A 23,470-nucleotide genomic window follows, 5' to 3' on the forward strand; every position below is an offset into this window, starting at 1 on the left:
GTTTCTTTGGGCTTCCGGCGAAGAGTGCGGCCCTGCGCTTAAGCGAGGAATCACATGCAGGACCGGTACTCTCGGATCGTGGTGATGACATCGGGCGGGACCAACCCGCAGGTGATGATCAACGCGCTGGCGAAACATTTTCCCGACCTGCATGTCATCGAGGAAGAGCCGGAATCGAAGGGTACGCTGCTCAGGCGCCGGGCAAAACGCTTCGGCTGGTTCGTCGCCCTCGGCCAGCTTGCGACCATGATCGCCTCCAGGCTCGGCAAGAGCGCCGCGGCCAGACGCTCCGAAGAGATCATCCGCGAGTACGGCCTGTCCGCCGAGCCGAACCCGGCTATCCCGGTCGTCCATGTATTGTCGCTCAACGATCCGGCCTGTCACGCCGCGGTGACAAAGCTGCAGCCGGCGGCGGTCTTCACCATTTCCTGCCGTATTCTGTCACCGGCGACGCTCGCCGCCATCTCCTGCCCGGTCATCAATTTCCATGCCGGCATCAACCCCATGTATCGTGGCCAGATGGGCGGTTACTGGTCGCGCGTCGGGCGTGACGAGAAGAATTTCGGTGCGACCGTGCATCTGGTCGACAAGGGCATCGATACGGGCGGCACGCTTTACGAGAAGCGGCTGACGCCCTCGCGCGCCGATGGCCTTGCCACCTATCCGCTGCTGATGACGGCCGCATGCGTCGATATCAGCGTCCAGTCGCTCGAGGATGCGATCGGCGGCACGTTGAAGCCCTATCAGCCGCAGGGGCCGTCCGTGCTCCGTTTCCCGCCGCCGATCTGGACCTGGATCTATCACGGTCTCACCAGGCGCATCTGGTAGACACGTCGTTTTTGCTCAGTGCGACGTCGTGGCAAGCGCAGTCCCCTCGGCGCTCTCCGTGCATGCTTGCCTGCAACACGGAGGAATTCATGGCCGACCGCATCGTCGTCTACTGGCGGGATATTCCGGCGCAGGTGATCGTCAAAAAGGGCCGCCAGACCGCCAAGCGGGAACTCACACTGCGCTTCACCGAAGCGATCGACATGTGCGCCATGCGGACCGGCGCTTCCGAGACTGACAACTACCTCGCGGAATGGCGCAAGGCCGATCCGGTGCCCGTGTCCGACGATCTGGAAGCCGAGGCGGACAGGGCGGCTGCCGAGCTGGAGGCAGCCTATGACAAGGAGCGGCTTATCGCTCTGGTGAAGGCCGGCGGCCGCGAGACTGCCTTATAGACGCATGAGAACAACCATATCGGCGGCGCAGAGAGCGCCCAACGACTAGGGAGCCAGGAACTCAATGACCCGCACCATCGTCGCATCCGCAACCCGCGAGGTCGTGATCGGCTTCGACCAGCCCTTCTGCGTGATCGGCGAGCGCATCAACCCCACCGGCCGCAAAAAGCTCGCGGCGGAAATGGTGGAAGGCAATTTCGACACGGTCATCAAGGATGCCCTGGAACAGGTCGCCGCCGGCGCCACCATGCTCGACGTCAATGCCGGCGTGACCGCCGTCAATCCGAACGAAACCGAACCGCCGCTCCTCGTCCAGACGCTGGAGATCGTCCAGAACCTCGTCGACGTGCCTCTCTCCATCGACTCGTCCGTCACGGCGGCGATCGAGGCGGCGCTCAAGATCGCCAAGGGGCGGCCGCTCGTCAATTCCGTGACCGGCGAGGAGGAGAAGCTCGAGGCGATCCTGCCGCTCTGCAGGAAATACGACGTGCCGGTTGTGGCGATCTCCAACGACGAGACCGGTATTTCCATGGACCCGGACGTACGCTTCGCGGTTGCCAAGAAGATCGTCGAGCGCGCTGCCGACCACGGCATCAAGGCGCATGACATCGTTGTCGATCCGCTGGTCATGCCGATTGGGGCCCTCGGCTCCGCGGGCCTGCAGGTCTTCGCCCTGCTGCGGCGGCTCCGCGAGGAGCTGAAGGTCAACACGACCTGCGGACTTTCCAACATCTCCTTCGGTCTGCCGCATCGGCATGGCATCAACGCCGGCTTCATTCCGATGGTGATCGGCGCGGGCATGACCTCGGCCATCATGAACCCCTGCCGGCCACAGGAAATGGAAGCCGTCCGCGCCGCAAACGTGCTGAACGGCACGGACCAGAACTGCGGCAACTGGATCATGACCTATCGCGACTACAAGCCGGCCGAGAACGGCGCTGCTGCAGCCGCTCCTGCCCTGGTCAATGGCGGTCGCCGCGGCGGGCGTGCGGCGAGGGCTGGCGCTGCGGCACGGATGGAGTAGAACGCGGCCCACACCGCGCGAATGAAGTAACCAAATGAACGACACCCGCATCCACCCTCTCGTCCTCTTCATGCCGTCGGGCAAGCGCGGCCGGTTTCCGGTCGGCACGCCGGTGCTGGATGCCGCACGCCAGCTCGGCGTCTATGTGGAGAGCGTCTGCGGCGGACGGGCGACCTGCGGGCGCTGTCAGGTCTCGGTGCAGGAAGGCAACTTCGCCAAGCATGGCATTACGTCATCCGACGATCACCTGTCGCCGGTCGGGCCGAAGGAGGAACGTTACGATCGCGTGCGCGGGCTGCCGGAAGGCCGCCGCCTCTCCTGCTCCTCCCTGATCCAGGGCGATCTCGTCATCGACGTGCCGCAGGATACGGTGATCAACGCGCAGGTGGTGCGCAAGGCCGCCGACGAGCGCGTCTTCGACCGCAATGCGGCGATCCGCATGTGTTACGTCGAGGTCGAAGAGCCGGACATGGAAAAGCCGCTCGGCGATCTCGACCGGTTGAAGGCGGCGCTTGCCTCCGATTGGCATTTCGGCGAACTGGATGTGGACTTCCACCTGATCCCCAAGGTTCAATCGATCCTGCGCAAGGGCGAGTGGAAGGTCACGGCGGCGATCCATAAGGACCGCGACGACGGCCGCCCTCGCCTGATCGCGCTCTATCCAGGCCTCAAGAACGAGGCCTATGGGATCGCCTGCGACATCGGCTCGACGACGATCGCCATGCATTTGTCGTCGCTGCTCTCCGGCCGCACCGTTGCGTCCGCCGGCACGTCCAACCCGCAGATCCGCTTCGGCGAAGACCTGATGAGCCGCGTCTCCTATGTGATGATGAACCCCGACGGCCGTGAGGCGATGACGGTTGCCGTGCGCGAGGCGCTGAACGGACTGATCGACAAGGTTTGCGCTGAAGGTGGCGTGTCGCGCGCGGACATCCTCGATAGCGTCTTCGTCGGCAATCCGATCATGCACCACCTCTTCCTCGGCATCGATCCGACCGAGCTCGGCGGCGCGCCCTTCGCGCTGGCTGTCTCCGGTGCCGTAGAGGTGAAGTCGTCCGAGATCGGTCTGTCGATGAACGAGGGCACTCGCACCTACGTGCTTCCCTGTATCGCCGGCCATGTGGGCGCTGATGCCGCGGCCGCGACGCTCTCCGAAGGCCCGCACCGTCAGGATGAAATGATGCTGCTGGTCGATATCGGCACCAACGCTGAAATCCTGCTCGGCAACAGGACCCGGGTCGTCGCCGCCTCCTCGCCGACCGGCCCGGCCTTCGAAGGCGCGGAGATTTCGTCCGGCCAGCGCGCAGCACCCGGCGCCATCGAACGCGTCCGCATCGATCCGGCAACGCTGGAGCCCCGCTTCCGGGTGATCGGCGTCGAGCAATGGTCTGACGAGCCGGGTTTTGCCGAAGCGGCGGCCGCGACCGGTGTCAACGGCATCTGCGGCTCCGGCATCATCGAGGTGATCGCCGAAATGTATCTCGCCGGCATCATTTCCGAGGACGGCGTGGTGGACGGTTCGCTCGCCGCGCGTTCGCCGCGCATCCTGCCGAACGGCCGCACCTTCTCCTATCTGCTGCACGACGGCGAGCCGCGCATCACGGTGACGCAGAACGACGTGCGCGCCATCCAGCTCGCCAAGGCGGCGCTTTATGCCGGCGTGAAGCTTTTGATGGACAAGCAGGGCGTCACCCAGATCGACCGGATCGGATTGGCAGGGGCCTTCGGCACTTTCATCGATCCGAAATATGCGATGGTATTGGGCCTCATTCCCGATTGCGACCTCTCCAAGGTCAAAGCCGTCGGCAATGCGGCCGGCACGGGCGCCCGCATGTGCCTGCTCAATCGCGGCTATCGCCGCGAAATCGAGGAAACCGTCCGGGAAATCGACAAGATAGAAACCGCCCTCGAACCGAGATTCCAGGAGCATTTCGTCGCCGCCATGGCGCTGCCGAACAAGGTCGATCCCTTCCCGAACCTTTCAGCGGCGGTGACGCTGCCGGAGCGCAAGGTGCTGGCGGATGCCACCGGCGAAGGCGGCGCCCGCAGGCGCCGTCGCTCGCGCGATTGAGGGATCAAGCTGCCGCGGCGACGAAGGAGCCGAAGGCTTCGCGAATGCTTTCGGCCACCGCCTTGGCCGGGTGGGAAAGCTGCGGCGCGGTCAGCAGGCGGATATCGAAGCTGATGAGTTCCGGCAGGCCTTCCTTGGGACCGAGGACCTGCATGTCCTCCGTGACATAGGACAGCGGGAAAGGCGCGATCGCAAGGTCGGAGACGACCGCCGCCCGCTGCGCCATGGTATGCGCGCTCGCATAAGCGATACGATAGGGCCGCTTGTGCTTCTCCAGTTGCGAAATCGCATCCTGCCGCCAGACGCAACCGTCTTCCCAGACGGAAATCGGCAGAGGGTCGCGCAGATAAGCCGTGCCGCACTTGGCGCCGGCCCAGACCAGCTTTTCGGTATGGATCACCTCGCCGACCGTCGGGAACGGCCGCGTCGCGCAATTGATGAGTGTCAGGTCGAGCCTCTGCTCCTCCAGGCGCTTGCGAAGCTGGATGCTCTGGTCGACCATGACATCCACCATGATCCCGGGAAATGCCTCGCCGAAATGCTTGAGCACCCGCGGCAGGATACGCTCGGCGATATCATCCGGCGCGCCGAGGCGCACCACGCCGGAAAGTTCCGGCATCACGAAACGGGAAACGGCCTCGTTCGACAGCGCCAGCATGCGCCGCGCGTAAGAGAGCAGCATCTCGCCATGCTGCGTCAGCGTCACGGAGCGGGCGTCGCGCAGGAAAAGCGTCGTCTTCAGCTGCTCCTCCAGCTTCTTGATCTGCATCGAAACCGCGGACGGCGTGCGCAGCACCGCATCGGCGGCGGTGGAGAAATTCCCCGTCTCGGCAATCGCGACGAACGTGCGCAGCACGTCATTGTCGAGTAACGGAAGCGGCGGACGGAACGCAACGGTCATGGCGGGCTCCATCAAAAAAACTGAACTTAAGGACCATATCATTTCGTTTGATTGAATGTCAAACCCGGAGCATACTCCAGAACATCGGAAGCGAGCGTCGATACCCAACAGAATTTCATGAGACGCATCATCCGCATCCGATTGATTGATGGATTGACAGTGCCCATGCTCCCGGTAGGCGCTGTCCCATGAACACCCAAGGAGAACCGTTATGACCATGATTACCTATCAGGGGAGCGAGCGCTCGCGGGTTCGTCCGTCATCGTTCGCCTCATTCATCCGCCCGGTCCTGCTGATCGCGCTGAAGCTTCGCGACGAATGGCGCCGCCGCAAGACCGAAAAAATGCTGGAAAGCCTTCCGACGGAGATTCGCAAGGACATCGGCTGGCCGACGTCCGATGCCCCGGCCAGCCGCCGATAAACCTCCCGGCATGGCCCGCTTTCGATAGAAGAAAGGGGGCCATGCCGTTTCCTGTGCCCACATCCGGCAAGCAGGCCCGAAACGATCACCGCTGCGACGCGGCCATGTCGCAAAAATATTACCGGCCTGTCGTCAAAAGCCCTTCTCCGCTACTTTCTTCCGTGCCAATGTCGCTTTTGAAGTAAAAGCGGGCCGCAACGTACGGCCACGGCAAGGGGAAGACGACATGGATATCACGAGTACACATCCGGCGAAGAAGCGTTCTCTCGTCTTTTTCCTCGTACCGCATTTTACCATGCTGCCCTTTTCGGCGGCGATCGAGACGCTTCGGATCGCCAACCGCATGCTCGGCTATTCCGCCTATACCTGGCGGCTCTGTTCCGCCGATGGCGAGAAGGTCTATTCCTCGAGCGGCATCGGCATCGAGGTCAATTCCTCGCTCGCGGACGAGCGGCGCTACCTTCCGGGGGAAAATCGCCCGAACATGGTGATCGTCTGCTCCGGCATTTATGTCGAGGAGTTCAACAACAAGTCGGTGAATGCATGGCTGCGCGAGACCTATAACCGCGGCATCGCGGTCGGCAGCCTCTGCACCGGCGCCCATGTGCTCGCCCAGGCCGGTTTGCTGAACGGCAAGCGCTGCGCCATCCACTGGGAAAACCTGCCCGGCTTCGCGGAGGCTTTCCCCCAGGCGGAGGTCTATGCGGATCTCTACGAGGTCGATTCGAACCTTTACACATGCGCCGGCGGCACGGCGTCGCTCGACATGATGCTGAATCTGATCGGCCAGGATTTCGGCGACAACCTCGTCAATCGCGTCTGCGAGCAGCAATTGACCGATCGCGTGCGCAATCCGCACGACCGCCAGCGCCTGCCGCTGCGCGCCCGCCTGGGTGTCCAGAACGCCAAGGTGCTCTCGATCATCGAGCTCATGGAGAACAACCTCTCCGAGCCGCTGTCTTTGGTGGAAATCGCCGACGATGCGGGCCTTTCCCGCCGCCAGATCGAGCGCCTGTTCCGCCAGGAAATGGGGCGCTCTCCGGCGCGCTATTACCTGGAGATAAGGCTTGATCGCGCCCGGCACCTGCTAGTGCAGTCCTCCATGCCGGTCGTGGAAGTGGCCGTCGCCTGCGGCTTCGTCTCCGCCTCGCATTTTTCGAAATGCTATCGCGAAGTCTACAACCGCTCGCCCCAGCAGGAGCGCGCCGAGCGCAAGCTCAACATGAATACGTCGCGCACCGGCGTGGTGGTTTGACCGTCAAACGGGCCGCAACCGGTCAGCCGGTCGCCTGCAGCACGACGGTGCGATCCGAAAAGACCTGATTGCGGCCGTGGTTCTTGGCCATGAACAGGAACTGCTCGGCGGCGTTGAGATAGTTGTCGAAGGTTTCCGGGCCGCAGATCTTTGCCAGCCCGATCGAAACGGTGATCGAGAAATCCGCAGCGCCGGCTTCGAACCGCATGGCGGCGATCTCAAGCCGGATCTCTTCGCAGAAATCCATTGTCGCGGCGCTATCGAGGCCGACCAGAAGCAGGCCGAACTCCTCGTCGCCCAAGCGTGCGAGAAGATGCCGGCTGCCGGTGCAGGCGGCGTCGAGCTTTGCGGCGAGCGCCTTGAGTATCCGGCTGATGGTTTCCTCGTCATGGGCAGCCTCCAAGCGCCGGAAATGGTCGATGTCGACGATGGCGGCGGCGCAGAATACCCTCTGCGAGAGGCATTCCTCCACCAGGGGCTGGCCGCGCCGATAAAATTCCGCAAGCGTCGGAAAGCGCGTCAGCGGATCGGCGGTGGGGGTGGCTGCGCCCGGCTGCGCCGCGGAAGGCGCCGACCAGCCGTAAGTCAGGCGCTCCGTCTCCCGGAAATGCTGGCTCTGAATATAGGGCATGCGAAGCTTCCTTACGGTCAGGCGACGCTCTTGACCGCCGGCTCCTTGCCCTTCGACTGCATCGACCAGATCTGGATGAGTGTATCGAGGTTCTGGTTGACGCGGCAGTAGAACTCCTCGTCGATGAACGGCCGCAGCATGAAGTCGTTGCCGCCCGCCTTCAGGAACCGCGCAGAAAGCAGCCGGTTCGAGGAGGACGAAACGCCGATGATCCTGAGTTCATGGGAGCCGCGCACCGAGCGGATACGGCGGGTGAGTTCGAAACCGTCGATGTCCGGCATGTTATAGTCGGTGACGACGAGACCGATATCCGGGTTCTTCTTGAGGATCTCCAGCGCCTTGGCGCCGCTCTCTGCGGTGCTGACGCGGAAATTGTAGCGCTTCAGGCGGCTCGACAGCAGAGCCCGCGCGGTCGGGCTGTCGTCGACGATCAATACGTGGTGACGATGGTTGGTCAGGAACCGGCAGACCGATTCCGCCAGCATTTCGACCGCGAAGACGTTGTCCTTCAGAATGTAGTCGACGATATCCTTGGTGAGCAGCTTGTCGCGGGTCTCTTCGTGGAACGTTCCCGTGAAGACGATGGTCGGGATCGAAAGGTCGATCAGATATTCCAGCGCCTCGCCGTTTTCCGCTCCCGGCAGGTTGATATTGGAGATCGCCAGCGTCACCGGCTCGGTGGAACGGTCATAGGCGAGCTGCAGTTCCTCGAAATTGCGGCAGACCTCGATTTCGATGCCGAACAACTCCTTGAGCCGGGTGCCGATCATCGAGGTGAAGACGTTGGAATCCTCCGCAAGCAGGATGCGGGAGTTTGCCAGAGATTGGCCGGAATACTGCATCCCGGAAATGCCGAGGAATGTCATGGCGCCCCTATCAATAAAATATTGTCCCCTATCCGATACCCTACTGCAAACGATTTGCAGAACCGTTAATCCGAGCACCGCTCCGATCCAGAAACGGTACGGGCGGCCCGAAAGCCGCCCGTTAATGTCAATGATTTCTTACTTTTAACCGTGCCTCAGGCCCTGAGTGCCGCATTGTCCGGATCGAACGGGCTCTCGGGAATGACGCTCGCGTTGTAGAGCGTGCCGAGGATCTTGATCTTGAGCCTGGTGCCCGTCTCCGCATAGCCGGGCCTGACCATGGCGAGCGCCAGCGACTTGCCGATCCGCCAGCCGTAGGCGCCGTTGGTGGCGCGGCCGATCAGCTCGCCGGCCTCGTTGTAGATCGCCTCGGACCCGCGGGCATCGACGTCGTTTGCGCCCTCCACCGCGAGCGTGCAGAAATTCCACTTGAGGCCTTTCTCCTTGTAGGAAAGAAGCCCCTGCCTGCCGAGGAAATCCTTGTCCGTCTTGATGAAGCGGTCGAGCCCGGATTCATAGGCATTGTATTCGATCGACATCTCGCGCGGGATGAGCCTGTAGGACTTCTCGACCGACATAGCCAGCATGGCGCGGATGCCGAAAGGCCTGATGCCGAACTCGGCACCCGCCTCCATCAGCTTGTCGAAGATGTAATTCTGCATCTCGATCGGGTGATGCAGTTCCCAGCCGAGCTCGCCGACGAAATTGACGCGCAGCGCATGGGCGCTGGCCGCGCCGACGGAAATCTCCTTGCCGGAAAGCCAGGGGAAATCCTTGTTCTCCAGGCTCGCGCGGGTGAGCTTCTTCAGCACCGCGCGGGATTTCGGACCGGCAAGAACCAGGACGCCGAACTTCTGGGTGATCTGGGTCAGTTTCACCGACCCGTCGGCCGGAGCAAGCTTGCGCAGATAGTCGTGGTCATGCGCCTCATAGGCGCCGGCGGAGACGAGATAGAAGCGTTCCGGCGCCCATTCGTAGACCGTGAACTCCGAACGCACCCCGCCGTCCTTTGTGAGCAGATGGCAGAGCGCGATGCGGCCGCGCTTCTTGGGGATCGCATTGGCGAAGACCGAGTCGAGGAAAGAACGCGCGCCGGGACCCGAAACCTCCATCTTGGCGAAGGCCGACATGTCGAGCACGCCGACGTTCTCGTGCACGTTTTTGATCTCGTTGCCGACATGGTCGAAATAGTTGGAGCGGCGGAACGACCATTTTTCGACGATCCGGCCATCTTCCAGCGGTGGCGCATGATTGTGGCTGGTGATGACGTCGGCACCGACGCCGAGTTCCTCCTTCGCCACCTCGTAGCCTTCCGGCGCAAACCAGTTGGCACGCTCCCAGCCATAGACGGAACCGAAAACGGCGCCCATTTTCTTCAACCGGTCATAGACCGGCGTGGTCTTCAGGGGACGCGCGGCAGCCCGCTCCTCGTCGGGATAATGCATCGTGAAAACATTGGCATAGGCCTCTTCGTTCTTCTCGATGAGATAGCCTTCCGTTGCGTAAGGTCCGAAGCGGCGGGGATCGACGCCCATCATGTCTACGGTGGGCTCGCCGTCGACGATCCATTCCGCGAGCTGCCAGCCGGCGCCGCCCGCGGCGGTGATGCCGAAGGAATGGCCCTCGTTGAGCCAGAAGTTCTTGAGACCCGGCGCCGGGCCGACGATCGGCGATCCGTCCGGCGTATAGGCGATGGCTCCGTTATAGACCTTCTTGATGCCGACTTCGCCGAAGGCGGGCACGCGGGTGATCGCGGTCTCGATATAGGGCATCAGCCGGTCGAGATCCTCGTTGAAAAGCTCGTATTCGCTCTCATCCGAGGGCCCGTCGACATAACAGACGGGCGCGCCGACTTCGTAAGGACCAAGGAGCAGGCCGCCGTTTTCCTCGCGCATGTACCAGGACGAATCCGCCTCGCGCAGCACGCCCATTTCCGGCAGGCCCCTGGTCTTGCGCTCCTGGATCGCCGGGTGCGGCTCGGTGACGATATACTGGTGCTCGACGGGAATGACCGGGATGTTGATGCCGACCATCTCGCCCGTCTTGCGGGCGAAATTGCCGGTACAGGAGATCACGTGTTCGGCGGTGATCTCGCCCTTGTCCGTCGTCACCTTCCAGAACCCGTCCGGCTGCTGTTCGATCGCGGTGACGGTCGTGTTGCGGTAGATCGTGGCGCCGCGGTCGCGCGCGCCCTTGGCGAGCGCCTGGGTGAGGTCGGCCGGCTGGATGTAGCCGTCGTCCGGATGCTGGATGGCGCCCAGGATGCCGTCGGTCTCGCAGAGCGGCCAGACCTCCCTCACCTCACCCGGCGTCAGGATATTGACCTTCACGCCGATCGTCTCGGCGATGCCGGCGTAGTACATAAACTCGTCCCAGCGGTCCTTGGTTCGGGCGAGGCGAATGTTCGAGACATTCGAAAAACCGACGTTCATGCCGGTTTCCTGCTGCAGTTCCTGATAGAACCGCACCGAATATTTATGAAGCTGGCCGACCGAATAGGAGAGGTTGAAGAGCGGCAGGAGGCCCGCCGCATGCCAGGTCGAACCGGAGGTCAGTTCCTTGCGCTCGATCAGGACCGCGTCGCTCCAGCCCTTCTTCGTCAGGTGATAGAGCGTTGAAACGCCGACCACGCCGCCGCCGATCACCACCGCCCGTGCATGTGTCTTCATGGAATGAACCCCTCTTCGGCTTCGCTTCGCCGCGTCGAACAATTTCGGCGACTATGGCAATTCCGGCAGGCAGCCCAAACGCCTGATTACGACATGGCGACATCCAGCCCGCGACGGCGGCTGCGATGACGCCGAGAGGGCGCCTTTAAGCACCTCCCCGCATGTCGCTCTCATCCGGCAGGATCGGCTTGCCGCGGTGGAAGACGATCTCCTGCTGCAGGAACGGAATGTCGATCCCCTCCTCCCGGAACCGCTTGAGAATGGCGATCCGCAGGTTGTTGCGGATCCTCAATCCCTCGCCCATGTCGGCGAGATGGAAGCGCAGTTCGAAATTCAGCGACGACGGTCCGAAGCTTAGGAATTCCACATGCGGTTCGGGATTGCGCAGCACCTCCGGCACCTGGTCGACCAGTTCGAGCAGGATGTCGATCACCTTCTGCGGCTCGGTATCGTAGCTGACCGAAACCGGGATTTCGGAACGGCCGATCTTGTTGCGGTGCGTCCAGTTGCCGACCGGCGAGTTGATGAGATCGGAATTCGGCACGATGATCGACTGCTTTCGGAAGGTTTCGATTTCGGTGGCGCGGACGGAGATGCGCTTGACGATGCCTTCCGTCGCTCCCGTCACCACGTGGTCGCCCACCTTGAACGGCCGCTCGACGAGCAGGATGAGGCCGGAAACGAAGTTCGACACGATGTTTTGCAGGCCGAAACCGATGCCGACCGAAAGAGCCGACGCGACGAGCGCGAAGCTCGACAGATCGATGCCGGCGGCCGAAACGCCGATAATCACCGCAAGACCGACGCCGAGATAGCCGATGCCGGTCCTGACCGAATTGCGGACGCCGAGATCGACCTGGCTGCGGGCGAGCACGTTGCCGTCGATCCATTTCTGCACCCAGCGGGTGACGATGAAACCGATGCCGAAGAGAAGCAGGCCGCCCAGTATGCCGGTGATCGAGATCGAAATGTTGCCGATGCGGATTTCGGTAAAGAAGTTGTAGATCCAGGCTTCGATATCGGCGATCTGGAAGCCCCAGGTGAGCAGGATCAGCGGGATGCCGAAGAGCAGCGCGAAAGCATAGATGCCGAGCCCCGCGACGAGCCCCGCCTGGTCAAGCGCCACCTCATTGAAGTTGAAGCGCTCGACAAGCCGTCGCCCGGCAGCCGTATCTGTGAAGGCGCCCTGTTTGGAGATCGCCTTGCCGGAGAGAAGCCCGATATAGATGAGGACGATAGCGGCGCCGGTCAGCACGATCTGGGTCGAGGCGAAGCGTGCCAGGCCCACGTAACCGGTCAGCACCGCAAGGATGAGCAGGCCACCCATGACGCGAAGCAGCAGCGAAAAGAAGCGCGGCCAGGCGCCTCCCAGCCCGTCGGGATTCTCGCCTTCGACAAGCCGCGGCCGAATGAAGGAGATGGCGATGAGGATCAGCCCCACGATGACGGAGGCGAACAGGCTCTTGACGATGGTCAGGACCAGCGGCGAACCGAGCGCCTCGCTTATGGCGCCGAGCAGATAGTCGAGCCCGTTGACGACCGCCATCGCGAGCACCGCGACGGTCAGGAAACGCGCACCCCGATTGGTGATCCGCACCAGCCGCCATTCCGGTTCGCCGGGAGCGAGAACGCCATAGGTGAGCTTCCAGACGAAATAGACGAACCAGACGAAGCCGAAGAAGGTCGCGATGATGGGCGCAACGTCGGGTCTCAGCACGTTGAAACCGTCAAGGAAAAGGAAAGAGGCGACGAGGAAAGCCGCGAGCGACACCGTCTGAATGACCGTCGACCAGAACGCGACGGAAAGCCTCCGGATATAGGACGGCGTCTCCTGCTCGTAGCGACGGATGAAGCGGCCGAACAGCCGGTAGCCTCCCGACAGGAACAGCATCGCCGCGGCGAACGACAGGGCGATCGCGCCGAGCAGTTGCAGCTTCTTGAACTTCCAGACGAAGCCGATCCAGCTTCCGAAGGTCGATCCGAAATTCCTCACTTCCGTGGCGAGGGCATCGCCCGCGTCGGCAAACAGTCCGCCCGAGAGCTCCGTATGGCGGAAGAGCGTCTGGGTGAAAAGCGTGCGGCGCAGACTGGTGATCGTGTTGGCGAGCTGTGTGGCGCTGTTCGACAGATTGCCGGCATCCTCGACGATGAGGTTGAGCTCCGAACGTTCGTTGAGGAGCCGGCTGCGTTCTTCCGCCACCGCCGGTGCCTCGGGCGGCTGGCCGGCGGCCGGAGGATCCCCGAGGCTCGCCAGACGCCCCTGGATCTGCTGGACGCGCGTGTTCATCGCATCGGCGATGGCCTGCATCGCGCCGACGATCTCCTCGGCCTGGACCCTCAGCTCGGCAAGCCGCGCATCGTCCTGGGCATCGCTTTCCACACGGCTGCGGAAAGTATTGAGCTGCTGGCGGATGGCTTCGATCTTGTTGCGCATATCCGCATTGATCGAATCGACCGTCACGTCCGAAGCGGCCTGCGGCTGTGTCTGCGCGACGGCGGGTGTGGGATGGATAAGCGGCGCGGCGACAACCGTGATCAGGAAAGCCGCAATGAACGCACGGGCGAGGCGCCAAACGGTGGAGGGGCCGGTCGTGAAAGTTTCTGCCAAGTTTCTGCTCTTTGTCTTTCGATCGGAATCGCTTGCGAAAGTAGAGTGACTTCTGGGCGAAGAAAAGGAAGGCCTCACCCGGATTGCATGAATTGGAACAATGGGCGGAACCTGGAACATTTTCCCGCGTTACCTTTTGCCAATATCAGACAGGAGGGCAAATCATGGAAGGCGCAGGGGTAGGCTGGATCGCAGCCATCATTATCGGCGGCATTGCCGGCTGGCTCGCAGAACAGTTCATGAAGAGCAATATGGGCGTCCTCATGAACATTCTTCTCGGCATTGTCGGAGCCATTATCGCCAATGCCATTCTCGGCCTTTTCGGCGTCGTGCTCGGCGGATGGATCGGCTATCTCATCGCCGGCTTCATCGGCGCCTGCATTCTGATTGCCGTCGGCCGGATGATCCGGCGTTAGCTGACCGATCTCTCAGAAACCGGCGCCGGGCTTGGAAAGATAGTCGAGCTCGGCGGCGGTGGATTCCCGTCCCAGCAGGATATTCCTGTGCGGAAAACGCCCGAACTGGCGGATCACCGCCCGGTGACGTTCGGCATAATCGAGATATTCCGCATCCCCGAGCAGCGTGAAGAGCTCGACCGAGCGGTCCTGCTCGGCAAGGTTTTCGGCATGCTCGAAGGGCAGATAGAAGAAGCAGCGCTGTTCCGCCGGGACCGCGATGTCGGCTCCGGCTTCGACGGCGAGCTTCGCCTCCCTCAGCGCCAGCCAGTCCGTCGCGAAGGCGAGCGGCGTGTCGCGATAGATGTTGCGCGAGAACTGGTCGAGCATGATGACGGCGGCAAGCCGGTTCTGCGGCGACGTCCGCCAGGCGTCGAGCTCGCCGCGCGCGAGCGAAAGATGCGTGGCGGCAAAGTGCTTGCGCATGGCCTCGTCCAGCGCTTCGTTCTTCTCGAACCAGTCCTTGCGTGTCAGTTCCTTGAACCAGAAGGAAAACACCTCTTCCGGCGTTTTGACGTCTGCTTGAGCCATGGGCATCTCCTCAGTCGAGGCGGAGCTTGGAAATATCCTTTCCGAGCATGCGGGCGAGTGCCTCCACGACCAGATTGTGGTCTTCGCGCTGCGGCAGGCCGGATACGGTGACCGCGCCGATGCAGCCGACACCCGCCACCGCGATCGGAAAACTGCCTCCATGCGCGGCATAGTCGGCAAAGGATAGCCCGAATTTCGTCTCCAGCGTTGCATCCTGCTGGGCAAGCTTGCGGCCGACCGCATAGCTCGACTGGAAGAAGCGCAGCACGAGATTGCGCTTGCGGCGCACCCAGCCCTCATTGTCCGCGGTGGAACCCGGCAGGGCCGCATAAAAGGCAGGCATGGAATGCAGCCGCACATCGATCGCCACGCCGAGCCCGCGCTCCGTCGCCATCCGGCGAAGCAGCAATCCCAATTCCCAGGCGGTGGTGAGATCGAAGCGGTCGAAGACGAGCGCTTTCTCCTGCTCGGCGATACGCTCGATATCCTGCTCGATGGCCATGCTTGTCATCCTCGCACAAAACAGCGCGGGCATTGATGACGGCAAAGAAGGCGAAAGTAAAGTTCGGCCGCCTATTCGGCGGCGGCAAGCGCCTGCTGGGGGAAGAAGGCGGCGAGTTCGTCGACGGCAAAACCGATCCGCTGCTGCAGCGCTTCGGAAACGACGCGGTAATCGGAAAAATCCCGGTCGGAGGCATAGACGGCGGTCGGCAAGGTATGGGCCATGAAGAAGCCGAAAAGCGGCCGGAGCTGGTGCTCGACCATCAGTGCGTGGCGGTCGCCGCCCCCGGTCGCCGTGATCAGGATCGGCTTGGCGCGAAGCTGTTCGGGATCGATCAGATCGATGAAATGCTTGAAAAGACCGGGATAGCTGCCTTTGTAGGTCGGCGAGCCGACGATCAGGAAATCGGCCTCGACCACGTCCGCCAGCACCCTTGCGGCATGGCTGTCGAGATCGTCCTGGCGCTGCGCCTGCCCGAGCGACGGTCCCACATCGGTCAAGTCATGGACCTGCGTCTCGAAACCATAGCGCTCGGCGGCGATCGCTGCGATATGATTGACCAGTGCAAAGGTCTTGGAGGGGCGATTGTAGCTGCCCGCGAGACCAACGAGTTTAAAGGCCATGCAAATTCCTTTCCGCGCAATGACTTGATTGAGATTAGCGCCGGCACCCGGACATGAAAGCAAGGAACCTGCCGCAGATGCGCGCGGAGGAGAAAATAATGCTAACGCCTCGCCCGATCACGCGATGCGCGCGTGCGGCGGAGCTCTCCGGGCGATCTCGCCCGCGACCGTTTCGGCAAGCGCCTTGGCCTGGACGCGGATATCCGGTACCGCGGTGATTTCCCAGAATTGACCCGCCGTCAGTGCGCCGGCGGCGAAAAGGCCGGGTTGCGGCCGTCCTTGCGGGTCGAGGACCCGGGACTGCGGATCGACGGAAATGCCGAGCCCCAATTCGTCCATGGCGATCATCCGCCGGGCGCTCATTGCCGTGAGCAATGGCGAATGGCCGATGCCGGCGCGCTCCATGCCCGTGCAGTTGACAATCCAGTCTGCATGGAAATTGGCAATATCCTGCCTGCCTCTCCTACGGTAGTGAACACTTGCGCGGCTGCCTTCCCTTTCGATCGATCGCAGATAGCCTGCATGCACCGTCACCGTGCCATCCTTCAAAAGCGCGTCGAAGCGGGTAAAAACTTCCGGCGCGATCCGGTGGCGGTGGATGTTCCACCAGGCAAGCGCATGACGCAGGAAGCGGGCACGCTGCTCCGTGCCAAAACTCTGCCAGAGCGCCTGCGTCTGCGGCCTTAGGCCATCGATCACCCCGCGCCAATCCGCGCCCTTGTCGACTTGCCGGCGGAGAGCGTGAAGGAGCGCGCTGATCTCGCGGCTTTCCGGCAGTTCCGGCGTCACGGGTGCCGCACGCCGCGCAGGATGCGGATGCGGCACCAGCCCGCGACGCGACAGGACATGGATGCGGCCGCGATGCCCCTGGGCGCGCAGCGACAGCACCTGGTCGATCATCGTCAGGCCGGAGCCGAAGATACAGATCTCATCGGTCCGTCCGACCCGCGAAAGCCAGCCGAGCCGCCACGGATTGTCGATGATGCGCGGACGAACCGCCTCATCGACACGATCCCTTGGCAAGGGCAGGTCGGCATTGCCCACACCGAGCGCCAGGATGACGTTGCGGGCCTGCAGTTCGCCCGTGTTGTCGAGGCAGAAGACGAGACCGTCGCGCTCGCATTGCACGCAGGCCGTCGCCTTGGCCTTGACGAAATCCACGCGCGCCCGCCGCTCGCGCGGCCTCAGGAGAGACGCCAGCGTGTCGCGCAGATAGAGCCCGTAGTCGCCGCGTGAGGCGAAATCCTCGGCGAAGACCGCCCTGCCCTGGCGGCGCAGCCATTCGACGAAATCGTCGGGACGGTCGGGAAACACGCTCATGCGCGCCGCCGGTACGTTGAGGCGATGCAGGTAGAATTCGGTACGGTACGCCGTGCCCCGTCCGAAGCCCGGATCGTCGCCGATCACGGCGACCGAGGCGGAAGAAGGCAGGAAGCGCAGGAGGTTGATGGTGAGGGCGATTGCGGAAAAACCCGAACCGACGATGGCGACATCATAGGTCATCAAGCACACACTCCCCGTCCGTTTTTGAAGGTTGGGCGAAAGGGTTGTCTTGGAAGCCCCGCAAGCAGATCGAATCCGCTTGCGGCAGTCGCTTCAATCTCGATCAGGTTACTAGAGATTGACGAAGAGTAAAGACGTTTTCGTTCGGCTCAATTGCAGGCCGGTTCCGGCCGTGGAAGCGTCGGCGTTCCGGCGCTCGGATTGGTATTGCTCGGCGTGCCGGGAGGCTGACAGTGATCCTCATGATCGATCGTCCCGGTCGTGCTGTTGGTGGTCATCGGATCCGTGACGCCCGGCGGCGGCGTCACTGTCGTCTTGCCGGAATCGGCATCCGGCGTCTTCGTTACTCCGGGCAGAGGTGTGTCGCTGCCCGACGTCTGCGAAAGCGCGGGTCCTGCTATCAGCGGCAGCGCGACGGCGGAAAGCGCGATAAGCCTCGTAAGCATCTCGGAAACTCCTCCGTTTGATCCAATGGATAACCGGAAGCCGCGGCACTTGGTTCCGCCGGATGCACCTCGGAATTCAGGGCATCAATTCATGGATGGAGGTGAGCAGCCGCTCGTGCTGATAAGGCTTCGGCAGGAAGACCGTATTGGCCGGCAGAAGCATGGGATCGAGGTTCACCACGCCCGATGTGATGATGATCCCGACGCTCGGGCGTATGGCGCGGATACGCCGGGCGAGCTGGATGCCGTCCATGGAGCCGGCCATGTTGACATCCGTGAAAACGATATCGATATCGGGCCGGTTGCGGAACAGCACCATCGCCTCGTCCGCATTGGCGGCCTCCAGCACCACATGCCCGACTTCCTCCAGCGCGTCGAGCGTGGTGAAGCGGATCAGCGGCTCATCTTCGACGATGAGCACAACGGCCTTTTGCGGCATGGATATCTCCTTGCAGATCGCGCCTGACGGTGTCCGGAAGAACCGGCCTGCCTTCGTCGAACGGCCATATAGGAGAGTGGCGGGATTGCGGCAAGCGGAAGTGAATGAAGGCAAGCCCGGGCCATTCCCGATATTTGAGATGTGTTTCGGTCATTCCCCCTATTGCACAATGGATAATGGCATTTGACAAAACGCAAATTTTCGCTTGCCAAGGCTGCTGAAATATCCTGTACCAATGCCCACGAAAATATGACTGGAAGAGAATCCCAGCCCCGCCATCCAACGTCTACTCAGGTTCACGCTCCATGATGGAACTCTTCACCGCGGCCGGCTTTGCGGCCCTTCTCGAGGTCATTGCCATCAATCTCGTCCTCTCCGGCGACAATGCCATCGTCATCGGCCTTGCGGCCGCCGGCCTTCCGCCTGCGTTGCGCAAGAAGGCGATCCTCTTCGGCATCTCCGCCGCGACCGTGCTGCGCATCGTCTTCGCGGCCATCACCTCCTACCTGCTGGGCATCGTCGGCCTTCAGCTCCTCGGCGGTCTGCTGCTCGCCTGGGTCTGCTGGAAGATGTGGAGCGAGCTTCGTGAAGGCGAAGGTAATGCAGACCATGCCGGCGCGGCGGAAGTCTCGGAAAACACGCCACAGAAGACGTTCTTTCAGGCCGCGACTCAGATCGTCGTCGCCGACGTCTCCATGTCGCTCGATAACGTGCTCGCCGTGGCGGGCGCCGCCCAGGAGCATTCGACCGTGCTCATCATCGGGCTCGTCATCTCGATCGCGCTGATGGGGGTTGCCGCCAATTTCGTCGCCAAGCTCCTCGCCCGCTTCCGCTGGGTCGCCTATCTCGGACTCGCGGTCATCGTCTACGTCGCGGCTACCATGATATACCACGGTCTCTTCGAGGTCCTGCCGCTCATCCAGCACGCCTGAACTCTTTTCCAATCCGCAGAAAAGGCCATTCAAACGGCTCAAGCCCTGCCTATGCCGACCGCATAGGCAGGGCTTTCTGTTTCTGCTGAAAAAACTTGCTTTTGATCAAGAATGGGAGGTGAATACCATCGGACCGTCATACGAGAGACCGAGGTTGAGTCTGGCATGCGATTTCTTCGAGCAATTTCCATCCTTCTGACATTGGTGGTTATCGCCGCCGTCGGATTTCTTCTCATCGGATGGCGTTCGGAGATTCCTCCGGATGATCAGGCAGCAAGCGCCCAATATCCTCCCGACCTCGTCGCCAAGGGCGCGCAGCTCGCCGCAGTCGGAAACTGTATCGCCTGTCATACCAAACCCGGCCAGGAAGCGTTCGCCGGCGGGCTTCCGGTTCCGACGCCATTCGGCACGCTCTATTCGACGAACATCACGCCGGATCCGGAAACCGGGATAGGCCGCTGGAGCGAGGCTGCCTTCGTCCGCGCCATGCGCGAAGGCGTCGACCGCGAGGGTAACCATCTCTATCCGGCCTTCCCCTACGATCATTTCACCTGGGTGACGGACGAGGACAACGAGGCCCTCTACGCCTTCCTGATGACGCGCGAGCCGGTCAAGGCAACCACGCCTGCGAACGATCTCGTCTTCCCGCTCCAATTCCGCCCGCTTCTCGTCGGCTGGAATCTGCTCTTCTTCCGCGAAGGGGGAATGCGGCCGGATACGTCTAAGAGCGAGGAGTGGAACCGCGGCCGCTATCTCGCCGAAGGGCTCGGGCACTGCGGAGCCTGTCATACGCCCCGAAACGCATTCGGGGCCGAAGACAGAAACCATCATTTCGGAGGCGGAGAAGCGGAAGGCTGGCAGGCCTATGCAATCAACGCCAGCTCCCATTCTCCGGTCCCCTGGACCGTCGACAGCATCGCCTTCTACCTGCGCAACGGCTGGCATGAACTGCACGGCGTCTCGCGGGGCCCCATGGCGGAAGTCACGGGCAATCTCGGCCTTCTGCCCGACAGCGATATCCGCGCCATTGCGACCTATGTCGCCTCTGTCATGGGCGAGCCATCGCCGGAGCGCAAGGAGAAGGGCGAACGCCTGAGCCAGAGCTTCGGCAATGGCGGCGCGAACATCACGACGGCGGCGTTCGATGAGAACAAGGCGTCCGCCGACCTCTCCGGACATCCGGGAGCCGCGATCTACGGCGCAGCCTGCGCCACCTGTCACGAGAGCGGCAGACCTCAGCCCTATGGCGGCCTGAACTTCGCGCTCTCCACCGCCGTCCATGCGCCCAACCCGCAGAACATCGTCAACGTCGTGATGTTCGGCCTGCCGCCCGGGGACGGACAGCCGAGCGCCGTGATGCCGGCCTTCGGCAACACGCTCAATGACCAGCAGGTCGCGGACCTCCTCGGCTATCTGCGTGACCGCTTCTCCGATCAGCCCGCCTGGACCGGACTGACCGATCTCGTCGCCAAAACCCGCTCCGGCGAATATCCAGTCACCGTGCTGGCCTCCGACGGCATTGAAAGAGCGCCGAAGAATGTCGGCGCCAAGGAGTAGACATGACCATCACGCTTAACGTCAACGGACAGAACCATCAGGTCGACGCGGAGCCGGATACGCCGCTCCTTTATGTCCTGCGCAACGATCTCGAGCTGAATGCCGCGAAATACGGCTGCGGCCTCGGCCAGTGTGGAGCCTGCACGATCATGATCGACGGCAAGGCGGCGCTCTCCTGCGTCACCCCGCTGCTGGTCGCCGAAGGTCGCGAGATCACCACCGTCGAAGGCCTCGGCACGATCGAAAATCCTGGCCCGATCCAGCAGGCCTTCATCGAAAAACAGTCGGCGCAGTGCGGCTATTGCATCGCCGGCATGATGATGAGCGCGGCAGCCCTTCTGAAGCACAACCCCAAACCGAGCGACGACGACATCCGCTCGGCGCTGCGCACCAATCTCTGTCGTTGCGGCACTCATATGCGCATCATGGCCGCCATCAAGCGCGCCAGTGAACTGATGGAACAGGCGGCCGTTCCGGCTGCCACGAACAGGAGTGCCGGCTGATGGATACGTTCAACAAAGCCGAAATCACCCGCCGCGGCCTGCTCGCAGGCACCGGCGCCCTCGTCGTCAGCTTCTCGGTGGCAAACGCGCTCGCGCAGCAGCCGGCGCAGCCACCCGCAGCCCCTGCCCCACCCAAGCCGCCCGCCCTTCCCGGCAGCCTCAACACCGACCGTTTCCTCGACAGCTGGATCCGCATCGACGCCGAAGGCCGTATCACCGTCTTCACCGGCAAGGTGGAACTCGGCCAGGGCATTCGCACGCCGCTGATCCAGGTAGCGGCCGAAGAGCTGAATGTGGAGCCGGGCGAGATCGAGCTCATCACCGCCGATACCGCCCGCACGCCGGACGAGGGTTTTACCGCCGGCAGCCAGTCAATGCAGAACAGCGGCACGGCGATCCGCAATGCCGCCGCCCAGGTGCGCGAACTGCTGGTCGCTCAGGCTGCCACCCAATGGAACCTGCCGGCGGACCAGCTCAAGGCCGAGAAGAAGGCGATCGTCGCACCGGACGGCCGCTCGATCGGCTATGGCGAACTCGTCGCCGGCCAGTTCCTGCATGTCGAAGCGCAACCGCAATCCAAGCTGAAGACGCCTGACCGGTTCAGCGTCATCGGCCGCGATCTGCAGCGCGCCGACATCCCCGGCAAGGTCACAGGCGGTGTCGCCTATATCCAGGACCTGAAACTCGACGGAATGCTACACGCCCGCGTCGTGCGCCCGCCGAGCTATAGCGCCACGCTGAAAAACCTCGACGCTTCCGCCGTCGAGGCGATGCCGGGCGTCATCTCGGTCGTCCGCGACGGCAGCTTCCTCGCGGTCGTCGCGGAGAAGGAATATCAGGCGATCAAGGCCATGCGCGCCCTCGAACAGGCGGCCGAGTGGGACGAGCCGGCCAACCTGCCGGATCAGACGATCCTTCCCGCCGAGCTGGTCGCCATGGAAGGCGATATCGGCACGGTCGCGGAATCGGGCGCGCCGGCCTTCCCCAACGGCCCCACGTTCGAGGCGACGTTTACGCGACCTTACATCATGCACGGCTCGATCGGCCCATCCTGCGGCATCGCGATCATGAAACCTGACGGCGCGATGGACGTCTGGTCGCATACGCAGGGCGTCTTTCCGGACCGCGAGGCGATCGCCCAGATGCTCGGCTTGCCGGAAGACAAGGTACGGGTCATCCACGTGGAAGGCTCCGGCTGCTACGGCCACAACGGCGCCGACGATGCCGCGGCGGATGCGGCCCTCATCGCCGCCAGGGTTCCGGGCCGTCCTATCCGCGTTCAATGGATGCGCGAACAGGAGCACATGTGGGAACCCTATGGCCCCGGCATGGTCACGAAGATCAAGGCGTCGGTCGGGCCGGACGGCAAGATCGACAACTGGGCCTATGACCTCTGGAGCAATTCCCACGGCACGCGGCCGGGCGATGCGGGCTCGCTGCTGGCGGGACGCACCAAAGGCAATGCGACGCCGCTCAAGCTGCCGAAGCTCAGCATCAGCCCGAACGGCAATGGCGACCGCAATGCCGATCCGCTCTATGCGATCCCGAACCGGAAGATCCTCTGGCACTTCCTGCCGGAGATGCCGCTGCGTGTCTCCGCGCTTCGCGGCCTCGGCGCCCAGCCGAACGTCTTCTCGATCGAAAGCACGATGGACGAACTGGCGATCGCCGCAAAGACAGATCCGGTCGAATTCCGGCTGAAGCACCTCACCGACAATCGGGCCGCCGATGTCGTGAAGCTTGCGGCGGAAAAATTCGGCTGGGGCAAGAACGAGGTGCCGCGCGACCACGGCGTCGGCTTCGCCTTCGCCCGTTACAAGAACCATGCAGCCTATCTGGCGATCGCACTGGAGCTGCGGGTCGAACGGGAGACCGGCCGCGTGCGGGTCATCCGCGCGGTCTCGGCGATCGACAGCGGCCAGGCGGTCAATCCGGACGGCATCAGGAACCAGACGGAGGGCGGCATCCTGCAGTCGATCAGCTGGACGCTCTACGAGGCGGTGACCTTCGACCGGACGCGCATCACCAGCACCGACTGGTCGAGCTATCCGATCATGCGTTTCGCAAGCGTGCCCGATACGGTCGAGGTGCATATCATCGACCGGCCCGGCACGCCGTTCCTCGGAACCGGCGAAGCGGCCCAGGGACCGACATCCGCGGCGGTCGCCAACGCCGTCCGCAACGCGATCGGCAAGCGGCTCTTCGACCTGCCGCTCACGCGGGACCGGGTGAAGGGTGCGATCGGCGCCTGACCGCTGCATCGAATTGGGACGCGAAGGTCAGCCTTTCGTCACCAAGACTTTGACTTTT

The 23,470-nt window shown here is 62.8% G+C and carries 22 protein-coding genes; 11 read left to right on the top strand and 11 right to left on the bottom strand.

Annotation, left to right across the window (positions count from 1 at the left end; translation table 11 throughout):
• Positions 1-54 precede the first annotated feature (54 nt).
• From ACMGE0_RS23355 to ACMGE0_RS23370, 4 genes are all read left to right on the top strand, one after another.
• Entirely contained in the window at positions 55-828 is a 774-nt protein-coding gene (locus ACMGE0_RS23355; protein ID WP_436818292.1) for a formyl transferase, read from the top strand.
• 89 nt (positions 829-917) lie between these two features.
• Entirely contained in the window at positions 918-1,223 is a 306-nt protein-coding gene (locus tag ACMGE0_RS23360) for a virulence factor (protein WP_436818293.1), read from the top strand.
• 64 nt (positions 1,224-1,287) lie between these two features.
• Complete coding sequence (locus ACMGE0_RS23365; protein WP_436818294.1) at positions 1,288-2,247, top strand: methyltetrahydrofolate cobalamin methyltransferase; 960 nt, start codon at positions 1,288-1,290, stop codon at positions 2,245-2,247.
• Between the two features lie 34 nt (positions 2,248-2,281).
• Positions 2,282-4,318 carry an ASKHA domain-containing protein gene (locus ACMGE0_RS23370; protein WP_436818295.1) on the top strand — a complete coding sequence of 679 codons (2,037 nt, stop codon included), beginning with the start codon at positions 2,282-2,284 and terminating at the stop codon, positions 4,316-4,318.
• 4 nt (positions 4,319-4,322) lie between these two features.
• Here ACMGE0_RS23370 and ACMGE0_RS23375 read toward each other — a convergent pair whose 3' ends face one another.
• Positions 4,323-5,261, bottom strand: coding sequence for a LysR family transcriptional regulator (locus ACMGE0_RS23375; protein ID WP_436818296.1), 939 nt, complete (start codon positions 5,259-5,261; stop codon positions 4,323-4,325).
• Positions 5,262-5,430: 169 nt separating this feature from the next.
• Between ACMGE0_RS23375 and ACMGE0_RS23380 the strand changes: the two genes are divergently transcribed.
• Together ACMGE0_RS23380 and ACMGE0_RS23385 are read left to right on the top strand one after the other, a co-directional pair.
• A complete protein-coding gene (locus tag ACMGE0_RS23380; RefSeq protein ID WP_436818297.1) occupies positions 5,431-5,640 on the top strand; it encodes a hypothetical protein in 210 nt (69 codons plus the stop codon).
• A 226-nt stretch (positions 5,641-5,866) separates the two neighbouring features.
• Positions 5,867-6,895, top strand: coding sequence for a GlxA family transcriptional regulator (locus ACMGE0_RS23385; RefSeq protein WP_436818298.1), 1,029 nt, complete (start codon positions 5,867-5,869; stop codon positions 6,893-6,895).
• Positions 6,896-6,917: 22 nt separating this feature from the next.
• On the opposite strand, the gene ACMGE0_RS23390 is transcribed toward ACMGE0_RS23385, so the two are convergent.
• The 4 genes from ACMGE0_RS23390 to ACMGE0_RS23405 all read right to left on the bottom strand — a co-directional run bounded on the left by ACMGE0_RS23390 (position 6,918) and on the right by ACMGE0_RS23405 (position 13,669).
• A complete protein-coding gene (locus ACMGE0_RS23390) occupies positions 6,918-7,526 on the bottom strand; it encodes a GGDEF domain-containing protein (protein ID WP_436818299.1) in 609 nt (202 codons plus the stop codon).
• A 17-nt stretch (positions 7,527-7,543) separates the two neighbouring features.
• The gene (locus ACMGE0_RS23395; RefSeq protein WP_436818300.1) at positions 7,544-8,392 is read right to left on the bottom strand and encodes a response regulator; all 849 of its coding nucleotides are present in this window, start codon (positions 8,390-8,392) and stop codon (positions 7,544-7,546) included.
• 155 nt (positions 8,393-8,547) lie between these two features.
• Complete coding sequence (locus ACMGE0_RS23400; protein WP_436818301.1) at positions 8,548-11,061, bottom strand: GcvT family protein; 2,514 nt, start codon at positions 11,059-11,061, stop codon at positions 8,548-8,550.
• A 145-nt stretch (positions 11,062-11,206) separates the two neighbouring features.
• Entirely contained in the window at positions 11,207-13,669 is a 2,463-nt protein-coding gene (locus tag ACMGE0_RS23405; protein ID WP_436818302.1) for a mechanosensitive ion channel domain-containing protein, read from the bottom strand.
• Positions 13,670-13,833: 164 nt separating this feature from the next.
• Here ACMGE0_RS23405 and ACMGE0_RS23410 point away from each other — a divergent pair, with 164 nt between their 5' ends.
• Positions 13,834-14,085, top strand: a complete 252-nt coding sequence (locus ACMGE0_RS23410) for a GlsB/YeaQ/YmgE family stress response membrane protein (protein WP_436818303.1) — start codon at positions 13,834-13,836, stop codon at positions 14,083-14,085.
• A 12-nt stretch (positions 14,086-14,097) separates the two neighbouring features.
• Here ACMGE0_RS23410 and ACMGE0_RS23415 read toward each other — a convergent pair whose 3' ends face one another.
• The 6 genes from ACMGE0_RS23415 to ACMGE0_RS23440 all read right to left on the bottom strand — a co-directional run bounded on the left by ACMGE0_RS23415 (position 14,098) and on the right by ACMGE0_RS23440 (position 18,168).
• Entirely contained in the window at positions 14,098-14,655 is a 558-nt protein-coding gene (locus tag ACMGE0_RS23415) for a DUF924 family protein (RefSeq protein WP_436818304.1), read from the bottom strand.
• Between the two features lie 10 nt (positions 14,656-14,665).
• Positions 14,666-15,157: a heme-degrading domain-containing protein gene (locus ACMGE0_RS23420; protein WP_436818305.1), complete on the bottom strand. Its 492-nt coding sequence runs from the start codon at positions 15,155-15,157 to the stop codon at positions 14,666-14,668.
• Between the two features lie 71 nt (positions 15,158-15,228).
• Complete coding sequence (gene msuE / locus ACMGE0_RS23425; protein WP_436818306.1) at positions 15,229-15,780, bottom strand: FMN reductase; 552 nt, start codon at positions 15,778-15,780, stop codon at positions 15,229-15,231.
• A gap of 117 nt (positions 15,781-15,897) precedes the next feature.
• Positions 15,898-17,283 carry an FAD/NAD(P)-binding protein gene (locus tag ACMGE0_RS23430; protein WP_436818307.1) on the bottom strand — a complete coding sequence of 462 codons (1,386 nt, stop codon included), beginning with the start codon at positions 17,281-17,283 and terminating at the stop codon, positions 15,898-15,900.
• A 149-nt stretch (positions 17,284-17,432) separates the two neighbouring features.
• A complete protein-coding gene (locus ACMGE0_RS23435; RefSeq protein ID WP_436818308.1) occupies positions 17,433-17,729 on the bottom strand; it encodes a hypothetical protein in 297 nt (98 codons plus the stop codon).
• 76 nt (positions 17,730-17,805) lie between these two features.
• On the bottom strand, positions 17,806-18,168 hold the full coding sequence (locus ACMGE0_RS23440; protein ID WP_436818309.1) for a response regulator: 363 nt from the start codon (positions 18,166-18,168) through the stop codon (positions 17,806-17,808).
• 308 nt (positions 18,169-18,476) lie between these two features.
• Between ACMGE0_RS23440 and ACMGE0_RS23445 the strand changes: the two genes are divergently transcribed.
• From ACMGE0_RS23445 to ACMGE0_RS23460, 4 genes are all read left to right on the top strand, one after another.
• Entirely contained in the window at positions 18,477-19,100 is a 624-nt protein-coding gene (locus ACMGE0_RS23445; RefSeq protein WP_436818378.1) for a TerC family protein, read from the top strand.
• A 165-nt stretch (positions 19,101-19,265) separates the two neighbouring features.
• The gene (locus ACMGE0_RS23450) at positions 19,266-20,657 is read left to right on the top strand and encodes a c-type cytochrome (protein ID WP_436818310.1); all 1,392 of its coding nucleotides are present in this window, start codon (positions 19,266-19,268) and stop codon (positions 20,655-20,657) included.
• 2 nt (positions 20,658-20,659) lie between these two features.
• Positions 20,660-21,160, top strand: a complete 501-nt coding sequence (locus ACMGE0_RS23455) for a (2Fe-2S)-binding protein (RefSeq protein ID WP_436818311.1) — start codon at positions 20,660-20,662, stop codon at positions 21,158-21,160.
• The gene (locus ACMGE0_RS23460) at positions 21,160-23,412 is read left to right on the top strand and encodes a xanthine dehydrogenase family protein molybdopterin-binding subunit (RefSeq protein WP_436818312.1); all 2,253 of its coding nucleotides are present in this window, start codon (positions 21,160-21,162) and stop codon (positions 23,410-23,412) included. The genes ACMGE0_RS23455 and ACMGE0_RS23460 overlap by 1 nt, the downstream gene beginning before the upstream one ends.
• Positions 23,413-23,470 lie beyond the last annotated feature (58 nt).

The sequence above is a fragment of the Neorhizobium descurainiae genome (genome assembly GCF_051400715.1).
Classification (GTDB): Bacteria; Pseudomonadota; Alphaproteobacteria; order Rhizobiales; family Rhizobiaceae; genus Neorhizobium.